The organism is Clostridium cavendishii DSM 21758, assembly GCF_900141845.1.
GTDB classification, from domain to species: Bacteria; Bacillota; Clostridia; order Clostridiales; family Clostridiaceae; genus Clostridium_AG; species Clostridium_AG cavendishii.
The window spans coordinates 227,752-252,804 of sequence record NZ_FQZB01000004.1; the positions used below are offsets into that span (position 1 = coordinate 227,752).

Consider the following 25,053-nt stretch of genomic DNA (forward strand, 5'->3'; position numbering starts at 1 on the left):
CTCCTGTCGCTCCGGTTGCTCCTGTTACTCCGGTTGCTCCGGTTGGACCTGTTACTCCGATTAGTCCTGTTGCTCCAGTTGCCCCTGTTGGACCAGTTGGGCCTGTCGCTCCTCTTGCTCCGGTTGCCCCTGTTGGACCTTTACAACAAATATTACAGTTCTCCTCATATATAACTAAATAAGGAGGATACTTACTTCTACTTGACGCAAAAAATACTAGTTTGCCACAATCATCTTCAACCAAAGCTATACCATAATTAGGATAATACTCACTAAGCCAATTTCTAACTAAATCTGTTATATCAATCCTTATATATTGATACACATCACATCCTGATACATATCCCTTATAGCCTGAATTGACCATTTGAGGTGCAGTATCCCAAGTTACTGTCTTGTAATTATACTCCTGAGTATTTCTATAAATATTCATACTAAGGTTTGAGTCTCTAATACCTACTGACTCACAATTAACATAAAGATGAATTTCAGCCTTTTTTAGCTCTCCCTGTAATACCATCCCACTTAAGTCGAAATTTAGTAATGATACAATATTATCAATACAGCTATTATTATTAACTCTTTCTCCTACAGCTAGATAGTTTAAAGAACTAAAGTTGCTATTATTTAATCTCTTTGAAATAAGTGTATCTGAATTTGCATAAATATTAAAACTACCCATATTACATCTCCTCTATAAAAAAGTTCTCACTTTATTTTATTAGTGATTCTATTAAATGTGTCTAATATTTACTTAATAAAAAAAAAGAGAGTTCCCATAAATATGGTATCTCTCTTTATGTATATTCTATTTTCCTTCTAAGTACTCATCATAAGTACATTTTTTGTCAACAAAGTTTTCTGGACTAACTTCAATAACTCTATTTGCTACTGTCTCAGCAAATTGATGATCGTGACATGCAAAAAGTATTATACTCTTAAAGTCTATTAATCCATTATTTACTGCTGTTATAGATTCAAGGTCTAAGTGGTTTGTAGGTTGATCCAAAATAAGTACGTTAGCTGAGCTAAGCATCATTTTTGATAACATACAACGAACTTTTTCTCCTCCTGAAAGTACACTAGCTTTCTTTAAAGCTTCTTCTCCTGAGAAAAGCATTCTTCCAAGGAAACCTCTTAAATAGCTTTCTGATTTTTCTTCTGAATATTGACGTAACCAATCTACAAGACTTAAATCACATCCATCAAAGAACTCATTATTGTCTTTTGGAAAATAAGCTTGTGAAGTAGTTACTCCCCACTTAAAGCTACCACTATCTGGTTCTAACTCACCCATAAGTATTTTAAATAATGTACTTATAGAAATTTCATCTCCTACAAAAGCAATTTTATCTTCTCTATCAACTCTAAAGCTAATGTTATCTAAAACTTTAACTCCATCAATAGTCTTTGATAAATCTTCAACCACTAATACATCATTACCAACTTCTCTTTCTGGCTTAAATCCAACGAAAGGATATTTTCTGCTTGATGGTTGTATATCATCTAATGTTATCTTATCTAATAACTTCTTTCTTGAAGTAGCTTGCTTTGATTTAGAAGCATTAGCACTAAATCTTGCAACGAAATCTTGAAGTTCTTTAATCTTTTCTTCTTTTTTCTTATTTTGATCTTTAGCCATTTGAAGTGCTAATTGGCTTGATTCATACCAGAAATCATAGTTACCAACATATAATTTTATTTTTCCAAAGTCAACGTCACAAATTTGTGTACATACCATGTTTAAGAAATGTCTATCATGGGATACAACTATAACTGTTCCTTCAAAATCACTTAAGAAGTTTTCAAGCCATGTAATAGCTTTAAGGTCTAAGTGGTTTGTAGGCTCATCTAGTATTAGTACATCTGGCTTACCAAATAAAGCTTGAGCTAAAAGTACTTTTACCTTTTGTTCACCATTAAGTTCTCCTACTGTTTTGTAGTGAAGATCTGTTCCTATTCCTAAGCCTTGAAGTAATGATGAAGCTTCTGATTCTGCTTCCCATCCATTCATATCTGCAAATTCACCTTCAAGTTCAGAAGCTCTTATACCATCTTCATCAGAAAAATCTGGTTTAGCATATAAAGCATCTTTTTCTTGCATTATTTCATAAAGTCTTGCATTTCCTCTTATAACAGTTTGTAAAACTTCACACTCATCAAAAGCATAATGATCTTGTTTTAAAACTGACATTCTTAGGTTTGGAGCCATTGCAACATCACCTGTATTAGGTTCTACATCTCCTGCTAAAATCTTTAGGAAAGTTGACTTTCCAGCACCATTTGCACCTATAACTCCATAGCAATTCCCTGGAGTAAATTTCAAATTTACATCTTCAAATAATTTTCTTCCACCATATCTTAAACTTACATTATTTACAGTAATCATTAAAAATCTCCTCTCTTTATCAAAAAACTTTAATTTTCCTAAAAATTTTAGAAAATACTCACATTTGCTTATTATATCATAAAATTAATGGATTTACATAGTATAATATTTGGATTAATACATATTACTCAAATTTATAATTCCTCCTATTGAAAAATTTTTAAAGAAGTGGTATAGTATAAAAAACTTTTAATTTAGTCCAGAGAGGCTAAGAAGGGGGATAATAATGAAAATTTCAGAAACAAACATTTCAATTCAAGAAACTCAAGTGGTAGGTGTAAGTGAAAAGGTACCACTAAAAAGAGCTATTCCATTAAGTATCCAACATTTATTTGCAATGTTTGGAGCGTCTGTTTTAGTTCCAATTTTATTTCACATTGATCCAACAACAGTATTATTTTTTAACGGTATAGGAACTCTTCTTTATGCATTTATAACTAAGAAAAAAATTCCTGCATATTTAGGGTCAAGCTTTGCATTCTTAGCACCAGTATTCTTATTAACTAAAGAAGGTTATTCATTTCAAATCATACAAGGTGGCTTTGTAGCTACAGGAGTTATATTTTCTTTAGTGGCAATAACAGTAGGTTTCACTGGTATAGGTTGGATAAACAAATTGTTTCCACCAGCAGCTATGGGAGCAATTGTAACTATAATAGGTTTAGAACTCGCATCAACAGCAGCTGATATGGCAGGTTTTTCAGTAGGCGGAGCTAATAATCCACAAGGACCTAACTCCACATGGATTATAGTTTCTATGGTTACCTTAATTACAGTAATACTTTGCAACGTTTTATTAAAAGGATTTTTAAAAGTAATTCCTATATTAATAGGAGTAGTAGTTGGATATATAACAGCTTATATAATTGGACTTGTAAACTTTAATACAGTAAGTTCTGCATCATTCTTCGCAATCCCTCATATCCAAATAGCAAAATTTAACTTGACAGCTATAATGACTATAATTCCAGCAAGCTTTGTAGTAATCGCTGAACATATAGGACACTTAACTGTAACTAGTAGTATAGTTGGTGAAGATCTTACAAAAGAACCTGGACTTCATAAATCTCTATTAGGTGATGGTTTATCTACAATATTATCTGGATTACTGGGTTCAGTACCAACAACAACTTATGGCGAAAATATAGGAGTTATGGCATTAACTAAAGTTTATAGTGTATATGTAGTTTGTGGTGCTGGAGTTATATCAATAATACTAGGTTTTTCTGGTAAGCTATCAGCTCTAATAAGTAGTATCCCTACTCCAGTAATAGGTGGCATAAGCATGTTACTATTTGGAACGATAGCAACATCAGGTCTTAGAACCTTCATAGAACAAAAGGTTGATTTTTCAAAATCTAGAAATCTAATCTTAACTTCTGTAATATTTATAGTAGGCTTAAGTGGTATACATGTAAGCTTTGGCTCAATAGAGTTAAAAGGAATGGGACTTGCTACAATAGTAGCTATGATAATGAGTATAGCATTCATGATATTTGATAAACTAGGAATAATGAACGAAACAGAAGCTTAATATAAGGATCAAATAAAAAAATCCTTCCTACGGATTTCGTAGGAAGGATTTTTTTATTAACTATTTATTCTTAGGATCTATATCTTCAAATATATAGTTTTGCATTCTTTTCTTTAATGCATCTTTATCATACTTAAAGTAGAACACTCCATTGCTTGCTATTCCACCTTTACAATTGTCTAACCCTTCAATAGGTAAGATTTGTTGTTGAATGTTTCCTATTCCACTTTGTAACACATCAGTTCCTAAACCTATCATATCTGTAGTGCTTAAGCTTGTTTCTAAATAAGGTGATAACTCTTTAATTATTCCTGGTAATTTAGTAGGGCTAGTTGTTTTTATTTTATTGAACATAGCTACTAAAACATCTCTTTGTCTATCTGTTCTTGCAAAATCATTATCGTTATATCTTATTCTACAATATCCTACAGCTTGAACTCCTGTTAAATGTTGCATACCTGGTGCTGAAATATGAGCGCCTGTTTTCTTAGTTTCTTTTGCTACATCATCTATGTACTTATTAGTTTCTGAAACTGCATTTTTCATAACATCTATATCTACGCCACCTAATGCATCTATTATGTTTACAAGTTCACCAAAATCAACAGCTACATAATCTGTTATATTAAGTCCAAAATTTTGATTTATAGTCTTTATAGATAAAGCTCCTCCACCAAAAGCATAAGCATGATTTAACTTGTCCATTCCATGTCCATCAATACTTACATAACTATCTCTCATTATAGATGTAAGCTTAAGCTTGCCATGTTTTTTATCTATAGTTGCAAACATAGTAGCATCCGAACGTCCAGTATCTCCTGCTCTTCTGTCAACTCCAAATAATGCTATATTTATTATATCACTATATTTTCCTTTGACATTATTATCCATACTACTTTCCATATCAGATTTTGATATATCAGTCTTTTTAATTCCACTAGTCATATTCCATAAATAAAAACCTCCAAAACCTACTACAAATACTAGTATTCCTAATAATGAAAGCAATATTATCTTAGTTGATTTTTTCATTTTCTTTTTGGGCTTTTTATTTTTATTGTTACTTCTATTTTTCTCTGATCTCTTCTCCATTTGTTTATTCCCTCCCTAAATCATTTAAAATAGTTTCAAGTATTGAATTAACACCATACATTCTATTCTAACAAAAATTTTAACTAAAGTCATTGATATTTTTAAATATTAAAGCAAAAATCCAGTAAACTTTTTTTAAACATCTATCTTAATAAGTAAAAGCATATCTCTTCTTTTCTTCTTAAACTATACACTAAGACTCTAACATTATTCAAAATTCAAATCATATTTATAGTCATTTTAATATCCCTTATAAATAATTTTGATAAATCATAACTTAGCTATAATACTGTTTTAACTTTTATTCTATATTTTCCAATATGCTAATTTACATCTTTGTCCTTTTAAAATTAGAAAAATCCTGTCATAGCTTCTCCCTATCTTGATTTTAAGTCTTATTAATTAATTATTCTTAACATTTTCTAACACAAATATATAATTCATTTAAATATAGTAGTTAGTATTACGTAAAATATATTAATTTAATAATCCTAAAATTATATAAAGTCACTCCTTACTTAATACTAAAACTATTTGATTCACTTATCTATGATTAATAGCATAGACTAAACTATATTAATTTAATGAGAGTTTTATAATCATGAAAAACTTTAAGGGAACAGAAACGGAGAAAAATCTTTATAAAACATTTGCAATAGAAGCCAGAACCAATAACATCTATATAATGTTTGCAGAAAAAGCTAAAAGAGAAGGATATCAGTGGGTTGCTCAGGTTTTTGAAACATTAGCTGGAAATGAACTTGCTCATTCTAGAGCTGCATATGCAAAATACTTAAATAATATTAAAGCCACTGAAGAAAATTTAGATTTTAGTGTGAACAGAGAAGAGGACGTCACTAAAATGTATAAAGAATTTGAAAAAATAGCTCATTCAGAAGGCTTAGATGAACTAGCTCATTTTTTTAAAGAATTACAAGAAACTGAGGAATCTCATGTAGAAATTTATTCTGATTTACTTGATAGGTTTAAAAATGGAGGAATATTTCATTCAAAGAAACCAATTTATTGGGTATGTCTAAACTGTGGTTATGTTCATGAAGGTATATCTGCCCCTAATGATTGTCCATGTTGTGGATTTCCTCAGGCTTATTTTAAACCTAAATGTGACTATGATAGCATTATTAAATAAAAATAATATTTATATATGATGTCATTTAAAAACTCCATGTGATAACGCTAATAAAAGTATTAAATCACATGGAGTTTTATTTTTAGTTTTAAATTATACCTTTAAATTAAATCATTCGTGTCAATAAGTAAATTTCCCCATATCCATTTTTATAAGTTTATCTGCAAGGTTAAAATAATGTTCATCATGTGTTACAGCTATAACACACTTACCTCGTTCTTTAAGTTCTGGTAAAAGAGTGTTATAAAAAAATAATCTAAACTCAGGATCTTGGTCTGCTGCCCATTCATCAAATAAATAAATAGGCCTGTCTTCTAAATAAGTAACCAGTAAAGCAAGTCTCTTTTTTTGACCTGTTGATAATTTTGTTGTACTAAATTTCCCATTTTTTATTTGAACTTTACTATCAAGTTGTAATATTTGTAAATATTTTTCTATTTCTATTTCTTTCCCATTATAATCTATTCCATAAAGCTTATCAAATAAATAAAAATCACTAAAAACTGTAGAATAATTTTCACTCAATATATTTTCTTTGATATTGTTACCATTTAATCCTATATAACCTTTAGAAGGTGTGTATAATCCAGTTAATAGTTTAGCTAATGTCGATTTACCACTACCATTTCCACCAGTAATAAAAACTATCTCCCCTGAGTTAAATTCATAACTTATAGGTCCTACTTTAAAACTTTTTTCATCATTTTCATCATAAATATATTCTACTTCATTTAACTCTAATCTAATATTACACTCTTTATTACACTCTTTATTACACTCTTTATCATCCGAAAGTACTATTTGACTTAATAAACCATTAATTCTCTTAAAGCTTATTTTCACTTCAATAGCATTAGGTATAGTATTCAATATTCCATGAACTGGACCTGTCATGTAAAGTAATATGAAAACATAGCTTGCTATACTAGTACTTTCTAAATTTTTCAAGATTAAAGGGAAAATTAAAGCTACAGCTCCAATTGCAAGTGTAAATAATAACTCGCCTACTACAAACATATTTGCAAATGCTATAGCTGACTTTCCTCTCTTAATTTTATATTTATCACAGCTTATTTCTAAATCCTCTTCAAATTCATCTCGCCTTTTTACATTAAGACTTAATTCTTTAAATCCACCAATTAAATCATTGATAAACTTAAAAAATACATTTTGAAGATCTCGTGCCTCTTCTCCAATCCTGTTTGCATATCTACCAGTTAAATAGTATATACTTGCAATTAATATTATTATTATTATGGAAAGTAGTAACGCATATATATTTACAAAACCTAAATATATAAAACAACAAATAAGTGTAACAGCGCTTGTTACTCCACCAATTAAAATATTTGTAAACCTACTTATAGTTTCTGTATCATTATTTAAAGTTGACTGAATTCTCCCTTTTTCTATTTCTTCAAACTTTTTATAAGGAGCTTTTAATAAACATTTAACGATTTCCATTCTCTTCGAATACACTATTTCATTCGTCACTTCTATCAATTTCACTCTCATAATCTTTTGACCATAAACATATAATATTATGCCAAGTACAAAATACACTAATAACTTAATTTTCATGCCATTGTCGCTGTTTATAGCTATATTGATAGTAAAAATTATAAGGGCATTACCAAATCCACTAACAACACTTAATATTGATAATATTAGTATAGACTTATCATCCTTTTTTTTATAAAGACTTGTAATTAACGAATATATATATACTAACCAAACACTTACGTATAACAAATAAATTGATATTTTTACACTTTTAGGAATCCAAGTAAAAACAAAGTTCCATGACACTCCTCTATAAAGAATATAAGGTATTAAATATATACAATAACTTAAACCTAGCATGAAAATCAGAGAGAAACTAAATTTCCATATACCTTTTAACTTTTTTACATTTAATTTTCTTTCTTTCTTTAATATCTCTTTTAATGTTTTAACTCCAAAATACAAAGTACTTATAATAATTAAACTTGTAATACATATAACTAAAACACATAAATTATCTGCACTTTTATTTAAATCTCTTATATCTTTATTATACTCTTTACCTTGTAGCATTTCATTAATACCTTGTCCAATCGCTGATACATATTGTGAATTTGTATTAGAAAGTACTGCAATTCCTACTTTATCTTCTGGTCTAAATAATATAAAAGAAGAATAATTAGGATTATTTCCCCCATGGGAAATCTCTCCTCCACCCTTTTGATAAACAAACCATCCACAAGCATATGATGAACCATCTCCTAAAGGTTCAATTTTACGATTAGGTTTATGAGAATCTTCAATTAAATCTTTACTGAAATTAGATTTATCAAGTGATCCCATCTGAGCCTTAAGCCATTTTGCCATATCTTCAGCATCAGAAATAATATAGCCTGCTGGTTTATTACCCCTATAAATTGGAGCATCATATAAACGCGATTTTAAAAACTCAATCTTATATCCTTGTGCCATACGTTCATTAACATTTTGATTTTTATATAAGTAAGTATCATTTAATCCAATTGGTTTTAATACATTTTCTTCAATATACTTTTCATATGTTATACCTGTAACCTTTTCAATTATTAATCCTAATATATCATAATTTATTGTTGCATATTGAAACTTTTCTCCTGGATTATTATCTAATTCTGTATTTATTAATGTTTTAACAGTTTCCTCAATTGCATTATCATCATTAGAAACTGGTATATTATCTATTGTCTTAAAAGGTATCCCGCTTGTATGATGTAATAACTCCTCTATAGTTATTGAAACTTCTTTTCCCTTATATTTAACTTTTAGCCAAGGAATATATTTAGTTACTTCATCATCAATTTTAATTAATCCATCTTTTTGTAAATTAAGAATTCCTAGAGCAGTAAATGCTTTACTATTAGAACCAATTTCGAATAAGGATTTAGAATCCACTAATTTTTTTGATTCTATATTAGAATATCCAAACCCCTTTTGGTAAACAGACTTATCACCTTTAACTATAACTATAGACATACCAGGAATCTTACCTTTATTCATATTTTTTTCTATAATTTTCTCTATTTGATTTTTCTCATTATCCGATAAGTAACTTACTTCATCAGTAACATTATCTAAAGCATAGCCTCTCAAAGGTAATAAAATTACGATGAGAAAAACACTAAGCATAACTAATAATAATTTATTTACTTTTTTCATAATACTATCGCTCCTTGCATCATTCTAAATTATACTTTATACCTTTGATTATCATCTACTTGCAAATCTATATTTTAATTAAAAATACTATTTAACTCTTCTTTTTGAAATATCCACCTCCTTAAACTCTGATGTGATAAATATTATTTTAATTTTTTATGTTATATTTAATAGTTTTAAATCTCATATGTTATATAAAACCTTTACAATATAAATTCTTACAAAATATTTCTTTATGCATTTTTACTTATATTTTAGCAAACTTTACCATAAGTATATTATACCACTCCATATTGTAATAATATGTCTTATTATACGCTTTACTTGTATTTTATTTTTTCAAATATTTTTTCTTTTTTTACATTTTATACAGAATTTTTTTTTATAATTATTATTTTCCAAATTAATTTAAATTATTGTAAAAAAATAAAAAAATAAGGAATCTACTTGCTAGTAAACCCCTTTTAAATATAAGTGATAAAAATTTAAAAATTTTTATCACTTATAATTAATCTAATTTTAAAAAATTACTTTATTATATATTAGACAATTTAAATAAATAATTATAACTTGATGAAATACCAAACTTTTGAGCTAATTCGATATTAAATTTAGGTTCTTTACAAATTAATTCGTAACCTTCATTTGCAAATAAAAGCTCTAAATCTCTATAAGTACCATCCTTTTCATAAGACAATATTTTGGTTCCTCCATTACTAGCAGGACAAGCATTCGGAATAATCATCAAGTATTTAACCTTGTATTTTTTTATTAATGCAATCCATGCTGAAACTGAAGAAAATGTACATTCAGAAAAACTATGAACATTTATGGCTATATCAATTTGCTTATTTTTTAATACTTCTTCTATTTCTGGTAATGGAATAACTTTTACTTTTTCTTCTGCTTTTCTATAGCGAATATAAAATTCACTTAAAAACGTTGATTCTGGTACAGCATCAACACATAAAATTTGCCCTACTTTAGGTAATGCTTGACTTAATCTATAAGCTAAACGACCATATCCAGCTCCAATATCTAATATATTTAACTCTTCCCAATCATAAATACCAAGATTGTTTTCTAAAAAATATATTTCAAGTATTGAATCTAACAAATCTCTAGTAATTAATTTATCATCCTTTACCTTAACAGTATATGGAGAAAATGCATCATCTTCTGTTAATTTATCTAATAAATTTAATTTATCAATAGACTTTATATAATACCAAGTTAATAAATAATTAATATCAAAGTTCATGTCTCTAATCTGCCATATATATCCTGAATCTGCTCTAAAAGACTGAAAATCTATTTCTTTTTCAGTATATTCTTCTTTCCAAAGTGAATGATCTATTATACCATTTTTACAATTTTTGTATTCCTGCTTTAATTCTAACAATTTTGTATTGTTAGAATTAAGATATAAAATATCCTCCTTACTAAGATTAGATGTTGATTTTTTTTCATCATCGCTTCCAATATGAATACGCTGTAAAAAAAGTTCTAGTTTATCTTTTTTTATAAATTGGTATGCCTCCTTATCACACAATTCTGATATAAAAGAATAAATGTCTTTCATTTGTATTACCCCTCCTTTTATTCTTGATTTAAATTTATTTTAATTTATTAAAAACATTATTATAATTTTTGATTATATTTTATTTATAAGGTTATTAGCCTTTCTAGTATCAGAATACATCTATTCCCATTTTATGTCAATTAACTGCTTGTAATATTTTCCCATCTTATTTATAACATTTCATTTTCATACCATAAGTTTTCTTTATAAACTTATTTTTATAACAAACCTTATTTATAAAAGATCCCTTTATAAATGTCAAAAAATGCTTACATATATAAAAAACAACCTGCATCATGTTGGTCAAAATTCAACATGATACAGGTTATTCATAATTTAACTTTATTAAGTTGTTAACTATAATTCTTGAAAAAATTATTTATTATTCTTTATTTATTTTAAAAAATCAAACTCTAATTTAATTATCTCGCCCATATGAACTTCTTGGCGATATATTATTCCTAAAACATTTTCATATTTATACATTCATTTTCCCTATAAATTACTATTTATGTTGTAGTAAATTGTAACATATTTATAAATATTTCACCATTAAAAAATATTATTATGCTTATCATTTTATTTATAATCCTCCAAAATATTTATTTAGCTAAATTTATAACCATAAATACTTTTCTATAAATAAAAAAACTCTTTCTTAACTAATTTTATTAGTATAAGAAAAAGTTTCATTATTAGATTTCAAACAGTTTCCTCATAAAATTGGCATCTGTAGACTTAATATTATAATTTTTCTAGCATCTCATAACTCAATGTACGAAATACCTGACAATAATTTTGAAATCCATCTTGTCCGATAATATAAATATTGGGCATATAGTTCATTCTTGTTTTTGAATACATAATACGTTCCAATCCATTATCTACAGCTGTATGATTGCTTAAAGCCACATCTACTTTTTTTCCAATTGCTTCAGTGATAAAGTAATCCAATGAATCTAGATATTGTTTCACTTCATTCTTTGTCCATGGTGGTGTCGTACCTCCCCATAATGCTGCCATATGTGTTTCACCAACTTCTTCTACGGGAAATATATAACTTAAGCCTCCTGGAGTATGACCAGGAGTACTGTAAACATATATTGTTTTATCACCTAATGTTATGGTATCACCATCCTGAATATAAGTATTAATTTTGTAATCTTTCCACGTTTCCGGTCTATCAGGCTTTGTTGGATTTTTTTCCAAAAAATATCATCTACTTTAGAAAGATATGTATCAACATAATAGTTTTCAACAAACCATCTTCCACATCCTGTATGATCAACATGTCCATGCGTCAAAACCAGTTTTTTTATTGTATCAGGATTCCATCCTACATCTTTAATCGCATTTACTATTGCTTCAAAAGCCTTTTTTCCCGGCCAAATGGCGTCTATTATTATCAATCCATCACTTGTCTTTAATACAAAACAATTTGTTTGTTTTTGTGCAACAATTAGCAAATCGTCAAAAATCTTAGCATGAATAAAAAATGACATATCCTCCATTGCTTTGATTGTTTCTTTCGTAATAACTGGTTTATTTAATCTATTCATTTTAATATACACTCCTCTGTACAGTATTAATTTTATAGTTGTACAGAGGATAAGCGATTCTTTGGATGCATACGCAAAAATATCGTCAAGACTTCACCTTCCCTACAAAATTACTATTTATCTTTTAATGGATTATAACATATTTATAAATCCAAAACTATTTAATCTCAATTTTAAAGTTATAATTATATTATTTCTTCATTTATTTTTTTAATAAGCATGCTTTATTCTCATTTATCATATTCTTCAAAAACACAGTAATGATTTCTTTTAAGTTCACTGGAACAAATGATAACTGATTACGAGATTCATAGATTGTATTATAGAAATTCTTATCAATTAATTGGTAATTTTATTTTAAACTCTGTTTTTCTCTTAGAACTTGTAACCTCTATATTTCCTCCATGTAGCTCTACTATAGCTTCTACAATTGCAAGTCCAATCCCAGTTCCCTCTTTTTTATCACAAGTTTTCTCCACCCTATATAATCTTTTGAATAAATTTTTCAAATTTTCTTCTTCTATTATTTCTCCATAATTTATGAAGCTAACTGCAGCCATATCATTTTCTTTTTCTATATTTATATCAAAATACCTTCCATCGCTTCCATACTTAATAGAATTAGATATTATATTTTCAAATGCCCTGACTAACAAAATAGCATCTCCATTTATCATCAAATGCATATCTCTTGAAAATATTCTATATTCCATATCATTACTTTCAAAAGCAGGTATGAATCCCATAGTAGCTTGTTCTATTAACTGTTGCAAATATATATTAGATTTATTTACTTTCACATCTCCATTACTTATTTTTGTAAACTCAAAAAGTTGATCTACTGAACTCTTTAATTCCTTTGCCTTACTTAGTGATACTTCACAATAATGGTTTAATTCATCATCATTTTTATATTTTTTATTTGCAATTAATTCTAAAAAACCTAGAATTGATGTAAGAGGAGTCCTTAAATCATGAGATAAATTTGTAATCAAGTTATTCTTTTGCTTTTCCCATTGCCTCTCCTTGTTCATAAGTTCTTTTATACTATATGCCATTTTATTAATATCTGAAGCTAATATTCCTAATTCATTCTTTGCTTTAACCGGTATATTTATCTCAAGCTCTCCATTAGCTACTCTATTTACATTCTGTGATATTTCTTCTATATAATTAGTAATTTTATTCATTCTCTTTATAAATATCAAACACATGAATAATATAAAAAGCATGAAAATTCCTATAATAAAACTTAACATAAAGCAACTACTTGTATTATATGCATCAATAAATTTCATATAAATTCTTGGAATTAAGATATGTACTCCAAGAATTATTGAAAAAATCATCAATAATGTTACTATTATAGATAATATTGCAGATATAAAAAAGTTTATAAGTATATTGTATTTAATACTACTACTCTTCAATTTTGTATCCCACTCCCCATACTGTCTCTACTATTTTAGGTTCCTTAGGATTATCCTCTAACTTTTCTCTTAATCTCCATATATGAACCATAACAGTATTATTACCCTCAAAATATTTTTCCTTCCAAATCTCTTTAAATATATCCTCAGCGCTAAACACTTTTCCTTTGTTACTAGCTAAAAGTAATAATATATCATATTCTGTTGGTGTTAATTTTAACTCTGTGCCAAATAAGTGAACTTTATGATTTCTTTTATTTATACTAATACCTTTTACTTCAATAATATCTTCATTATCAATTAAACTGTTATTTTGATTAAGATATACGTATCTTCTTATTTGAGCTTTAACTCTAGCAAGCAATTCTATTGTACTAAATGGCTTTACCATATAATCATCAGCACCTGTTGATAATCCTTGTATCTTATCCATTTCTTGACCTTTTGCACTAACCATTATAATTGGAATATTATAATCTTTTCTAATCTTCATACAAACTTGTAATCCATTTATTCCTGGCATCATTATATCTAAAATTACAAGATGAATTTTTTCTGTATTTATTATATTAATTGCATCCACTCCATTTATAGCTTTAAAGACATTATAACCATCATTTAATAGGTATACTTCCATAAGTTCAATTATTTCTACTTCATCATCTACAATAAGCACATTAAACATAAATCTTATCTCCTTTATTAAACATTTTTCTTCAAGAATTATACCATATTTTAAAATAATGAATATTTATTTTTATATTTTGAACCCTAAAAAGTTAAAATAATATATAAACCATATAAAAACAAAATTAATTACAGTTAATGTTGTAAAATATATTTTTTCTACTTTTGTACATCTATTTTTAACCCATATATATATTAAAATAAATCCTCCGCTTATACTTAAAACTGTTGCTACTATTAGAAATCCTAAAAAGATATAAAGTAAATATCCAAAAGTAAAGTCATTAATACTAATCATAGACATTGCCATTATAGTTGCTCCAAGCATTCCAATTATATTGAACATACTAATAATTAAATTTACTCTCCTAATTAAATTAAGGCTCTTACAACTTTTATTCCTTATTTTTTTAATTTTTCTTTTTATAATTAAAATTATTGTTCCAATTATATTTATAATAAACATGATCATAGCTATAGCAAATATACCTATATTAAAATTTACTTCATCAAAAAAACTTATCTTTTCAAAAGAATTTTCACTTATGTCATTAAATGCATAAGTTACTTTACCTTTATCATCTACCTTAAATGTAAAATCTCCCCTACCATCCTCTCTTGCAAATACGCCGTCTTTAATTTGCACAAGATTTGTAGTAATCTCCTCCTTAGCCTGAGTATACTCTTTAAGTGTCAATGTACCATCTTTATTATCTTTAATTTTCATATTTATATCAGGCATAAATAAAACACCAAGCTTCATAATATTACTTTTTGATATTCCATCATAACTTCTATATGTTCCTTCATATTTACTAAAATCTTGAGATGAATTTTTATGTGTTTCTTTAAACTTATCATTCTTGCTAGGATAAAATTCATTTAAAAACGCTTCCTCAAAGTTAAATGGAAGTGGATTTAATGAATTTGTTGCAACATATATTCCTAAATTCTCCTTTGGCATTAGAAATAATGTAGTAGTACTTCCTGCTATTAATGCGCCTTCATGTTTTAATATTTCTTGTCCATTTCTATTGCTTCTTATGAATCCATATCCCATTCCAGGTAAACTATCATTATTTGAAAATTGCTTATTCTTCATTATTGTTGATGTTTTTTCACTTAAAATTTTCTTTCCTTGAAACTCTCCATTATTTAAGTGAGCCATCATAAAATTTTCCATATCTTTAACTGTCGCATTTACTCCAGAAGATCCAGAAGTATATTGATATCTTAAAGGACTTTCTTCATAATCCCCATCTACTCCTCCATACCCATAGCACTTAACTACATTATTATCTTTTAATCTAACTAAACTATTATCCATTTTTAAAGGTTCTAATATGTTTTTCTTTATATATTCCTCATAACTGATACCAGAAGCTTTTTCTATAACATACCCTAGAAGATTATAACCTTGATTGGAATATCTACTAACAGTATTAGGCTCTCTTACTACAATAGGCTTATGATTATCAAAATAATACTCCTGTGATTTTATTAACTTTTCATCATTAGTACCACCATTAAGTTCACTAGCTTCATCAACTCCACTAGAATGAGTTAACAAATTACTACATGTGACTGGTTCTTTATAATTGTTTATGACTTTATAAGGTTTTATATATTTATCAATATTCTCGTTTAAATCTATTTTTTCAGTTTCTTGTAATTGCATTATAGCTGTTGCAGTAAACAATTTACTTACGGATCCAGCTGGAAACACTGTTTTATCAGGATCCACTAACACCTTACTCTTTACATCACTATAACCATATCCTTTTTTTAATATTTCCTTTCCATCTTTAACAACAGCTATTGCTACACCAGGAACAGAATATTTACTCATATTTTTCTTAAAAAATTCATCCATAAACTGTTGTAACTCAGCACTATTATTAATATCTAAATGTTTTTTAACTTCTTCTTTATTATTTTTCACTTCACTAGCAAAAGTATTGTTACTTATACCTAGCATTATAAAAATAGTACTTAATAATATAGCTATACCTCTTTTTATTTTTATCTTCATAAACACCAACTCCTTAATTATTTTGTAATTTCATTTTATATGAAGACAAATTTTAAATTTTAACTTTTTTCTTACGAAAAATTAAAGTTTATATAAAAAAAGAGAATATCTATTCTAATGATAAAAAATCATTTGTAGATACTCTCTTCCTTTTATAATTACACAATTACAGAAATGTGATAAGAATATTATACCTTTAGAAATTATTTATGAGATTAATCACTAAAAACCTTTATAAAATCCCTTTCAATATTCTCTATACTTTCATATACTTGTTCAAGCCCTAACAACTTTTCCAAAAATACTTTTTGTTCCATTGTTAATTCTGCAACACAATATGTCCCTAACTTTTTGACCACATTGTAAACAAAATTTTGAACCTGCTGGTATTTGAGCTCTACATTTACTGCAACTTATAGTACCTTGAGGTGCTATAGGTTCATTATACATAGGTGTATTGTTATATTGCTTTCGATAATTATTTTTATTCCTACTTGAATAACTTCTTGAACCAATCATATCAAACAAATTCCCTAAAAGCCCTTTCTTTTGATAGTGTTTACTTCCATTATTCCCATTTCTATAATGATTTCTGTTTGATGATCCTGAAGATCTTGATGAAAAACTCATATTTTTATCTCTCTTTCTTCTTTTTTATTTTAATCAAGTTATACTTAGCACTTTTTTATACTATATATTGCTTCTACTTTGTGTTTCCTTGTATATACTTTGTAGTATTATTCCACAAACAACTAATGTTATTAATAATATTACAGTAATAATTATTCCTTTTACTTTCTATTCTCAAATCCCTTCTCTGGAGCCCATTCACATTTCCCTGGAAGTGTGTATTTACAATTGCAACAATCATCCCCATCACCTAAAGTTTTTGTACGTTCAAACCCTGTACCCATATAATGTGCAAAAAGATAATCCATTCTACACATCATAGGAAATAGCCCCATAGCATCAAACTTCTTGCAAAGCTTAATCATTCCACATTCATAAATATCAATTTCAAAGGTTGTTTTGCTAATATTTCTACACCGTATTTTCCAATCAAATTTATGAACCTCATTTTTAAGTGATAATGTTTCATGTTTTGGAGATTTTTTTATAAAGTCACCTATATACTTCCTTACTATTAATTTCATAAATATTTTAGGGATAGGCTTAACAAGTGTTTCATTCATCTCCCATATCATTTTATTTGCATCTTCACTTTTAAGTCCAAGCTCTAAATAAGCTTTGTACCATGCAATATATGATGGGCAAAAATAATAACTTACATTAAAAATACTATCACCTATATTAGGCACTTCATCTATTATACTTTCCAAATTATCCTTTGATAATTTACAAAATGTTTTATAAAATTCTTTTGAATACTCATTAATAATAGTTCTTCTTGAAGTCCACAAAGCTACCTTAAAATTCATATATATTTTATTTTTCATTTACAGCAACCCCCATATATACATACCCTGTAATAGATTTTGGAAAAATATTGACCCGCTTAATATTACCCTCTACCTTAAACCTATTATTTTCCAATATCTCAAAATGATTTCTGTTAACATTGCATCCACCTGCAAATATATTGAAAATAGGATTTGATATCTCCTGTAGCAACTGTACACTTTTTATATCAGCCCGACCATGTTCTAAAAAAATCAAAATTCCATTTGGTTTTAAAACTCGTTTAATTTCTTGTAATGACTTTTCCAAATTAGTTATACTACATAGACAAAATGTACTAACTACAGTTTCAAAAGTGTTCTCCTTAAATGCTATATTATCAGCTGACATATTATAAAAATCTACTTTAACTTTACTCTTAGGTAATATACGAACATAATTATCAATTGCTGTAATACGTTCTACACTATCTGGATATAAATCAAGATTTAGTCCTGTTCCTATACCAATTTCAAGTATTTCACCTTTTGCACAACTAAGCGCTTTTCGCCTTAATTCTATTATTTCCTTGTTACCAATATTTTTATTTATTAAAAAAGGAAATATATTTTTATAGTAATAATTTAGCATACTATTTTCACTCCACTTTAAAATTTTAAAGTATTCGTAGTATCTTCAAGTCCATTACTTTTTACTTTCTTCATATAGTTTATAAGCTTTACAACTTCATACCACATAACTGAAACTACTGATATAGCAGTTGCTATAATTAATTTATATATAGATAAAGGCGCAAGTTTTAAAAACTCACATAATGGTGTATATAATATTACTAACAATCCTATAATTGTTCCTAAACTAACGGCCCACATTACTTTATCCTTTATAAGCCTAATAAAGGACTTAATTGCAAACTCAGAGTTTGAACTATTAACTTGAACCAATAGCACATTAGCTAACAATATAATAGCAAGTCCCATTGTTCTTGCAAGAGGTGCATTTTCTGGATACTGACTTAAAAATCCAAGATACGTACCAAAAGATGCTCCAAATATAACAAAACCTTGCATTAAACTCTTAAAAAGAGTTTTAGCTGGTAAAATTTTTTCATTTGGATTACGTGGTGAACGTTCCATAATATCTTGTTCAGCTGGTTGACGTTCTAATACAATAGAGCATGTAGGATCAATTACAAGTTCAAGTAAAACTACATGCACTGGAAGTAATAAAATACTTGCAGGACTTATTCCTAATAAAGGAGCAAATAATGAAGCAAATGCAATCGGCATATGAATAGTAAATACATATCCAACAGCTTTTCTAATATTGTCATAAATCCTTCTACCATCTTTTATGGTATCTATAATGGTAGAAAAATTATCATCTAATAATATTAAATCTGCCGCTTCTCTTGCTACTTCTGAGCCACGTTTACCCATGGCTATCCCGATATCTGCATATTTAAGAGCGGGAGCATCATTAACTCCATCTCCAGTCATTGCAACAATTTCTCCATTTTCTTTAAAAGCCTTAACTATTCTCATTTTGTGCTCTGGAACAACTCTAGAGAAAATACTAACATCTTTAACCCTTTCACGAAGCTCCTCATCAGTCATTGCATTAAGTTCATCACCAGTAATAATCTTATCACTATTTGGCATATTGATTTGTTTTGCAATAGAGCTAGCAGTTATTCCGTTATCTCCTGTTATCATAACTACTCTAACTCCAGCTTTAGTACATATCTTAATATCTTGTTTTACAGATTCTCTCGGAGGGTCTGCAAGCCCAACCATTCCACAAAGTTCTAACTTACAGTCCATAAGAGTATCTTTTATATCATCTAAATTATCTATAACCATTTGTCCAACAGCTATAACACGAAGTCCTTTACTAGACATCTCCAGAATTTTCTTTTCTGCTAATTTTCTTTCCTCATCTGTTAAATTACATATTGTTAAAATTCGTTCAGGAGAACCCTTTGCTGCAACTAAAATAGTATCCCCATTCTTCCAAACATTCCCCATCATTTTTGTTTCATTAGTAAAAGGATATTCCTTTATAAGTTCTCCACTAAAAAGGTCATCTCTTTTAATTTCTTGTTCTTCACAATAAGATATCATAGCTTTTTCCATCGGATCATAAGCATCTATTTTACAGCCCATTCCCATTAGCTGTGTTAATTTTTTTGTATCACTTGTAAAACTCCAAGTATCTCTAACAGTCATTTGGTTCATTGTTATTGTTCCTGTTTTATCAACACAAAGAACAGAAACAGCACCTAAAGTTTCTACTGATGGTAATTTTCTAACAATAGATTTCTTTTTAGCAAGTCTCCACGCTCCCATTGATAAAAATACTGTTAAAATAACTGGAAATTCTTCTGGTATCATTGCCATAGCAAGAGTTACACCGGACAGGATACTTTCTATAAGTCTATCTCCAAAGCTATGGTCTGATATATTAAAATACGTAATAATCCCAACAAAAATAAATAAAATAGCTGCAATTATTGCACACAACTTTACAAGCTTTCCTGTTTGCTTTTGAAGTGGTGCTGGATTATCAGGAGCAGATACAACATTTTGTGCTATCTTTCCATATTCAGTTTCTAACCCTATTTTATCTACTAATATAGTAGCAGTCCCTTGTGTAACAAGAGTCCCTGCATAGCAATAATCTTTACGCCAATAATCAGTATTTGTACTTTTATTATCTGTAGAAGCCTTCCATACACCTTCAGCCTCTCCAGTAAGAGAAGACTCATCAACACAAAGTGTACTTTCCTTTAAAACTATACCATCTGCTGGTATTTTAACCCCTTCTGAAATATACATTATATCACCAGGTACTAAATCTGAACTATTAATTACCTTTTCAGTTCCATCTCTAAGTACTGTGATATGAGGAGCTGATAAATCTTTTAATGCATTTAAAGTTTTGTCAGTTTTCCATTCTTGAATTACTTCAATACTAATAATTCCTACAACAAAAATAAGCATTATAGCACCATCTTTAGGTTCCCCTAGAATAAAGTAAATTACTGCTGCAACTATTAGCAATAAAAACATTGGTTCGCTAATAACATGCAAAATCTTGTGTAGAAAGGTTTCCTTTTTTTCAGAAACAAGCTCATTCTTACCAAATTTGTCTTGAAGTTGTTTTGCCCTTTGGGTAGTTAGCCCTTTTTGGTCTTTGAGTTGTTGTTCTGTCATAATAGTTACCTCCACTTTTGCTTATTTAAAGCATATTTTAAGATAGCTCTATGGCATTGCAATCTTCAGAAATGTTCTATAGGTAGGTATAAAAAAAGACCTGTAGAACATTTACTGTCCCACAGGTGTATAATCATCCTGCTGCCAATTAAGGCCCGGCCCCACGAACTTTTTTACAAGTTCATCGCCTGCTCAGTTTGTACTGTAGATTTATATGCAGTGCAAATAGCTTTAATAAAATTTTACCACTAATATTACAAGCTGTCAATCAATTGATTCTCAATTAATAATATTTCATGCATAAATTTTTATTAATTCTAACCATTATAAAATAATAAGCCAATGTAAAATTAAATAGATTGTATTTAAAAGTTATAAAAATTGACCATATATCTTTATATATAATTTTTTTAATAATGTTACTAATAGCATATATGCTAATATAGTAACTACTAACCATAAAAAGTATACTACTGGCATAGGTGACATACCCATTAACTTTCCAAAAGCAGTATAAGGAATATTTGTTACTATTGCAATTGCTATTGTTGTAATAGCCAATACTGGGAAAGATGCTCTACTTTGAACAAATGGAATCTTTGGAGTTCTTATCATATGAATAATTTCTCTATTTATTCTAATTTGCCATCCTATCCCGTCTTTAATATATTTTCTTACAAAATCATTAAAATTCTTAGCATATTCCTCAAATACTGTAGTTCTCTCATTAAATACAACAACCGGGCATTCACCATTACACATTCTGCTTGTATCAAAGAAATAAATAATATCATCATTCCCAGAGCCTATAGCTATACAAACAAACTCATTCTTTAAATTATATTTTTTTCTATACATTAAAGTTGAGTCAAGTAATCTTGACTCAACAGGTTGCTTCCATTTATAGATTCCATAAATCCAAATTTTTCCCCAACCACCATCTCCATAAATTTTCAAATATTTTATATAACTTTTTGGTAATTCATTAATTCCTAATTCTTTAATTATATTATAAATCATTTCATCTGTAATAATTGTTTCTATATTCCCTTCTTCATCAGCAATATAGGAATATTGATTCATATTTTCTTTTGTAATATCTTGCTCTTTTAAAATTGCAAGTTGTTCTGCATTTAATTCATCAAAATATTCGTTGTAAAAATTTGCTTTCATTTTTTACTCCTTATTTAATAAATATATTAAAAAACCCTACATAACTACTTTCTAGTACTACAAAACTCATACTTACCATTTTCCATCCTAATATTTTTACACTTACTTGATAAAAGAATCTTTTACAACTTAAATAATTTTAATAAAAGGCTTGTCTTATACTCATATTATGTACTCTTTAACCATAGTGCGATATAAATCATATTCCTTGCTATCAGATTCAAATATTATATAAAGACTTACAATCATATAGAGAACTATTTACTTTTTTCACAAAAAGTCTTATATCTTCTATCTAATACGTATTCAAACTTTTTAAAATCATCCCAATTAAAATTAAATTCACACGGAACATCATACAGTTCATTAAAAACAAAATCCACATAATCCTTCATAAACTCTTTACTAGCATAATAATATTCTGTAAATGCTAATCCTTTGTCACTAAAGTCATCACTCCATAGCTTACCATCGCAACATGTTAGAAAAAAATCCACTCCCGTCATTTCTTTTCTTCTTACCTTTTCAAGCTTTTCTGAATCATACTCCTTATGAATGTCTCCCTCCAGTTTATTATTAATAATCCATACAATGTAAAATGCAATATGAACACAAGATCTTTCAATAATTATTTGGTTTTGTTCATCATTAATATCTTTAGGTTGTATTTTATTACTAGAGCAGTAAGCCTCCATTGCCTTGTCATAATAATTATCATAACTATCAAAAACAGCCATTATTTAATTCATCCTTTCAAATTAGAATTTATTCTTTCAACAACATCTCTTGAACAAAATTATAACATATTATGTAAATCACTTGCTACTTCTGATACGCTATTTCAAAATATAGAACAACCTTAATTAAGTTATATCAACACCCAACACTATAAGTCTTATTTACTTATGATACAATTCACCACACCATAAGTAAAAAGTTTAGGTTACACCACATACAATATAATTAATATTATTTCAAATTCAAGTTTTCATTATATTTTTTAATAAAAAATAAGATAGACTTATTTAAAGTCTATCTTATCTATTACAAATTATTATTTAATTCAAAATCTAATATATTTATAGTAATTACTTTTTGTAAAGCTTCCTTAAGTTCTATATGAGTTTATATATACAAAATTTATAGAATTAAATTTTAAAGAATACAATTTTATTTGTGTTTATCTAATATACTATTTAAAGTTTCATAGGTGTAATCTATAATTTCTGAACAAGTTACCCCATTCTTTTTTAAATCTTTACATATCTCACTACCATACTTTTCTCTAACTGATTGCATTAATTCTTTTGTGTATTGTCTAGCTTCATTTAAATCTGTTTTATTTTCTCTACCTTTTAATGCTCCTATAACAACTGTTGCAGCTCCTACTGAACCACAAACACTTCCAACTGTAAAGCCAGTACCCATTCCACTTCCAAGACTTACTCTAATATTTGTTTTATGCTCATCATTATATGCTTTTATTACAGCCTCTCCACACGTAAAACCTTGTTTATGATATTCTGATGCCTTTGTCATATCTAAAACTCCTCCCTAATTTGCATAATACTCTAATTTTGTTTTTAAAGTATCTTTTGATTGAAACCCAACTATTTGTTCAACAGGTTTGCCGTTTTTAAATATTATCATTGTAGGTACACTCATTATTGAATATTTATCCGCTAGTTCACCGCTTTTGTCTATATCTACTTTATATATTTTTGCTTTATTTTCTACTTCAGTTGTTAATTCATTTAAAATTGGAGCTATCATCTTACATGGTCCACACCACTCTGCAAAAAAGTCTACAAGTACAACTCCTTCTTTATTTAAAATCTGATTTTGAAACTCCACAGAATTTATTATCTTTGCCACAATTAAAACCTCCACAATTTAAATATTTATTCCTTTTTTTTATACTTTATCTTTTTAATTGTCCTCTATATCCAGAAGTTCCACCTAAAACATTAACTACATTAAATCCTTTTTTCTTTAAGATTTTAGTAGTTCTAGAACTTCTTCCACCTGATTGACAGATTATATGATATTCCTTAGATTTATCTAAGAATTTATCACTTTCATTTATAATTTTCTCCATAGGAATATTTTTAGCAGTTCTTAAGTGTCCACTTTTATATTCATAGGTTTCTCTGATATCTATTAAATTTATCCTTCCTAATAAAGAATCTAACTCATCAATATCAACTGACTTTACTTTATTTTTACTAAAAAACGAAAACATACTACTCCTCCTAACTATTATTTGAGTTTTTATTTTTAAAAATTCTTTTATATTAATATAGATATTTTTTTCATATTTTTAACATATAGCTATTACACCTTTCAAATGTACCCCATTGGGGTATCTAAAATTATTATAATACTATATTTTTTTATGAGTCAATTTGATTAAACACCAAATTTGGTGAAAATATTAAGTCTTCTTCAGCTTAATCATTATATCGTAATATTACAATATAATGATTGAAATAAAATAATTTTAATTTATAATGAAAATTTCTATTTAATGCTTTAATTAAAAAATGATTTTCTGGAAAATTATCCAAACACCCTTTAACATTAGATTCTATAA

The 25,053-nt window shown here is 27.8% G+C and carries 19 protein-coding genes, 1 pseudogene and 1 riboswitch; of the genes and pseudogenes, 2 read left to right on the forward strand and 18 right to left on the reverse strand.

The genetic code is table 11. The features are described 5' to 3' along the window. Both BUB01_RS23630 and BUB01_RS03065 read right to left on the reverse strand, forming a co-directional pair. Nucleotides 1-682, reverse strand: a 682-nt coding sequence (locus BUB01_RS23630; protein ID WP_242958355.1) for a DNRLRE domain-containing protein, incomplete at its 3' end; no start/stop codon positions are given. Between the two features lie 126 nt (nucleotides 683-808). Continuing rightward, on the reverse strand, nucleotides 809-2,389 hold the full coding sequence (locus BUB01_RS03065) for an ABC-F family ATP-binding cassette domain-containing protein (protein WP_072985194.1): 1,581 nt from the start codon (nucleotides 2,387-2,389) through the stop codon (nucleotides 809-811). Nucleotides 2,390-2,615: 226 nt separating this feature from the next. On the opposite strand from BUB01_RS03065, the gene uraA reads away from it, so the two are divergent. Then, nucleotides 2,616-3,923, forward strand: coding sequence for a uracil permease (gene uraA, locus BUB01_RS03070; protein WP_072985196.1), 1,308 nt, complete (start codon nucleotides 2,616-2,618; stop codon nucleotides 3,921-3,923). A 60-nt stretch (nucleotides 3,924-3,983) separates the two neighbouring features. Here the strand turns inward: uraA and BUB01_RS03075 are convergent, their stop codons facing one another. Beyond that, the gene (locus BUB01_RS03075; RefSeq protein ID WP_084108238.1) at nucleotides 3,984-5,015 is read right to left on the reverse strand and encodes an LCP family protein; all 1,032 of its coding nucleotides are present in this window, start codon (nucleotides 5,013-5,015) and stop codon (nucleotides 3,984-3,986) included. Between the two features lie 601 nt (nucleotides 5,016-5,616). On the opposite strand from BUB01_RS03075, the gene BUB01_RS03080 reads away from it, so the two are divergent. Further along, nucleotides 5,617-6,165, forward strand: coding sequence for a rubrerythrin family protein (locus tag BUB01_RS03080; protein ID WP_072985198.1), 549 nt, complete (start codon nucleotides 5,617-5,619; stop codon nucleotides 6,163-6,165). A 120-nt stretch (nucleotides 6,166-6,285) separates the two neighbouring features. On the opposite strand, the gene BUB01_RS03085 is transcribed toward BUB01_RS03080, so the two are convergent. The 15 genes and pseudogenes from BUB01_RS03085 to BUB01_RS03155 form a co-directional block, all read right to left on the reverse strand. Then, nucleotides 6,286-9,363 (reverse strand): cyclic peptide export ABC transporter, encoded by a 3,078-nt coding sequence (locus tag BUB01_RS03085; protein WP_072985200.1) that lies wholly within the window; start codon nucleotides 9,361-9,363, stop codon nucleotides 6,286-6,288. Nucleotides 9,364-9,898: 535 nt separating this feature from the next. Then, entirely contained in the window at nucleotides 9,899-10,945 is a 1,047-nt protein-coding gene (locus BUB01_RS03090; RefSeq protein ID WP_072985202.1) for a putative sugar O-methyltransferase, read from the reverse strand. A 744-nt stretch (nucleotides 10,946-11,689) separates the two neighbouring features. After that, a pseudogene (locus BUB01_RS03095) lies at nucleotides 11,690-12,504 on the reverse strand (MBL fold metallo-hydrolase). Nucleotides 12,505-12,839: 335 nt separating this feature from the next. Beyond that, complete coding sequence (locus tag BUB01_RS03100; RefSeq protein ID WP_072985204.1) at nucleotides 12,840-13,934, reverse strand: HAMP domain-containing sensor histidine kinase; 1,095 nt, start codon at nucleotides 13,932-13,934, stop codon at nucleotides 12,840-12,842. After that, entirely contained in the window at nucleotides 13,924-14,619 is a 696-nt protein-coding gene (locus BUB01_RS03105) for a response regulator transcription factor (protein ID WP_072985206.1), read from the reverse strand. The genes BUB01_RS03100 and BUB01_RS03105 overlap by 11 nt, the downstream gene beginning before the upstream one ends. 72 nt (nucleotides 14,620-14,691) lie before the next feature. Continuing rightward, the gene (locus tag BUB01_RS03110) at nucleotides 14,692-16,653 is read right to left on the reverse strand and encodes a serine hydrolase domain-containing protein (protein ID WP_072985208.1); all 1,962 of its coding nucleotides are present in this window, start codon (nucleotides 16,651-16,653) and stop codon (nucleotides 14,692-14,694) included. Nucleotides 16,654-16,929: 276 nt separating this feature from the next. Continuing rightward, the gene (locus BUB01_RS03115) at nucleotides 16,930-17,283 is read right to left on the reverse strand and encodes a zinc ribbon domain-containing protein (RefSeq protein WP_072985210.1); all 354 of its coding nucleotides are present in this window, start codon (nucleotides 17,281-17,283) and stop codon (nucleotides 16,930-16,932) included. A gap of 161 nt (nucleotides 17,284-17,444) precedes the next feature. Continuing rightward, nucleotides 17,445-18,110, reverse strand: a complete 666-nt coding sequence (locus tag BUB01_RS03120) for an L-2-amino-thiazoline-4-carboxylic acid hydrolase (protein ID WP_072985212.1) — start codon at nucleotides 18,108-18,110, stop codon at nucleotides 17,445-17,447. Next, on the reverse strand, nucleotides 18,100-18,702 hold the full coding sequence (locus tag BUB01_RS03125; protein WP_072985214.1) for a class I SAM-dependent methyltransferase: 603 nt from the start codon (nucleotides 18,700-18,702) through the stop codon (nucleotides 18,100-18,102). Before BUB01_RS03125 ends, BUB01_RS03120 begins: the two co-directional genes overlap by 11 nt. A gap of 17 nt (nucleotides 18,703-18,719) precedes the next feature. Beyond that, nucleotides 18,720-21,287 carry a cation-translocating P-type ATPase gene (locus tag BUB01_RS03130; RefSeq protein WP_072985216.1) on the reverse strand — a complete coding sequence of 856 codons (2,568 nt, stop codon included), beginning with the start codon at nucleotides 21,285-21,287 and terminating at the stop codon, nucleotides 18,720-18,722. Between the two features lie 112 nt (nucleotides 21,288-21,399). Then, a riboswitch (NiCo riboswitch) is annotated at nucleotides 21,400-21,493 on the reverse strand. Nucleotides 21,494-21,659: 166 nt separating this feature from the next. Further along, on the reverse strand, nucleotides 21,660-22,460 hold the full coding sequence (locus BUB01_RS03135; RefSeq protein WP_072985218.1) for an SMI1/KNR4 family protein: 801 nt from the start codon (nucleotides 22,458-22,460) through the stop codon (nucleotides 21,660-21,662). A gap of 257 nt (nucleotides 22,461-22,717) precedes the next feature. After that, complete coding sequence (locus BUB01_RS03140; RefSeq protein ID WP_072985220.1) at nucleotides 22,718-23,197, reverse strand: DUF7832 domain-containing protein; 480 nt, start codon at nucleotides 23,195-23,197, stop codon at nucleotides 22,718-22,720. Between the two features lie 433 nt (nucleotides 23,198-23,630). Next, nucleotides 23,631-23,999 (reverse strand): C-GCAxxG-C-C family (seleno)protein, encoded by a 369-nt coding sequence (locus BUB01_RS03145; RefSeq protein WP_072985222.1) that lies wholly within the window; start codon nucleotides 23,997-23,999, stop codon nucleotides 23,631-23,633. Between the two features lie 15 nt (nucleotides 24,000-24,014). Next, nucleotides 24,015-24,335: a thioredoxin gene (trxA, locus tag BUB01_RS03150; RefSeq protein WP_072985224.1), complete on the reverse strand. Its 321-nt coding sequence runs from the start codon at nucleotides 24,333-24,335 to the stop codon at nucleotides 24,015-24,017. Between the two features lie 46 nt (nucleotides 24,336-24,381). After that, nucleotides 24,382-24,702 carry a rhodanese-like domain-containing protein gene (locus BUB01_RS03155; RefSeq protein ID WP_072985226.1) on the reverse strand — a complete coding sequence of 107 codons (321 nt, stop codon included), beginning with the start codon at nucleotides 24,700-24,702 and terminating at the stop codon, nucleotides 24,382-24,384. Nucleotides 24,703-25,053 lie beyond the last annotated feature (351 nt).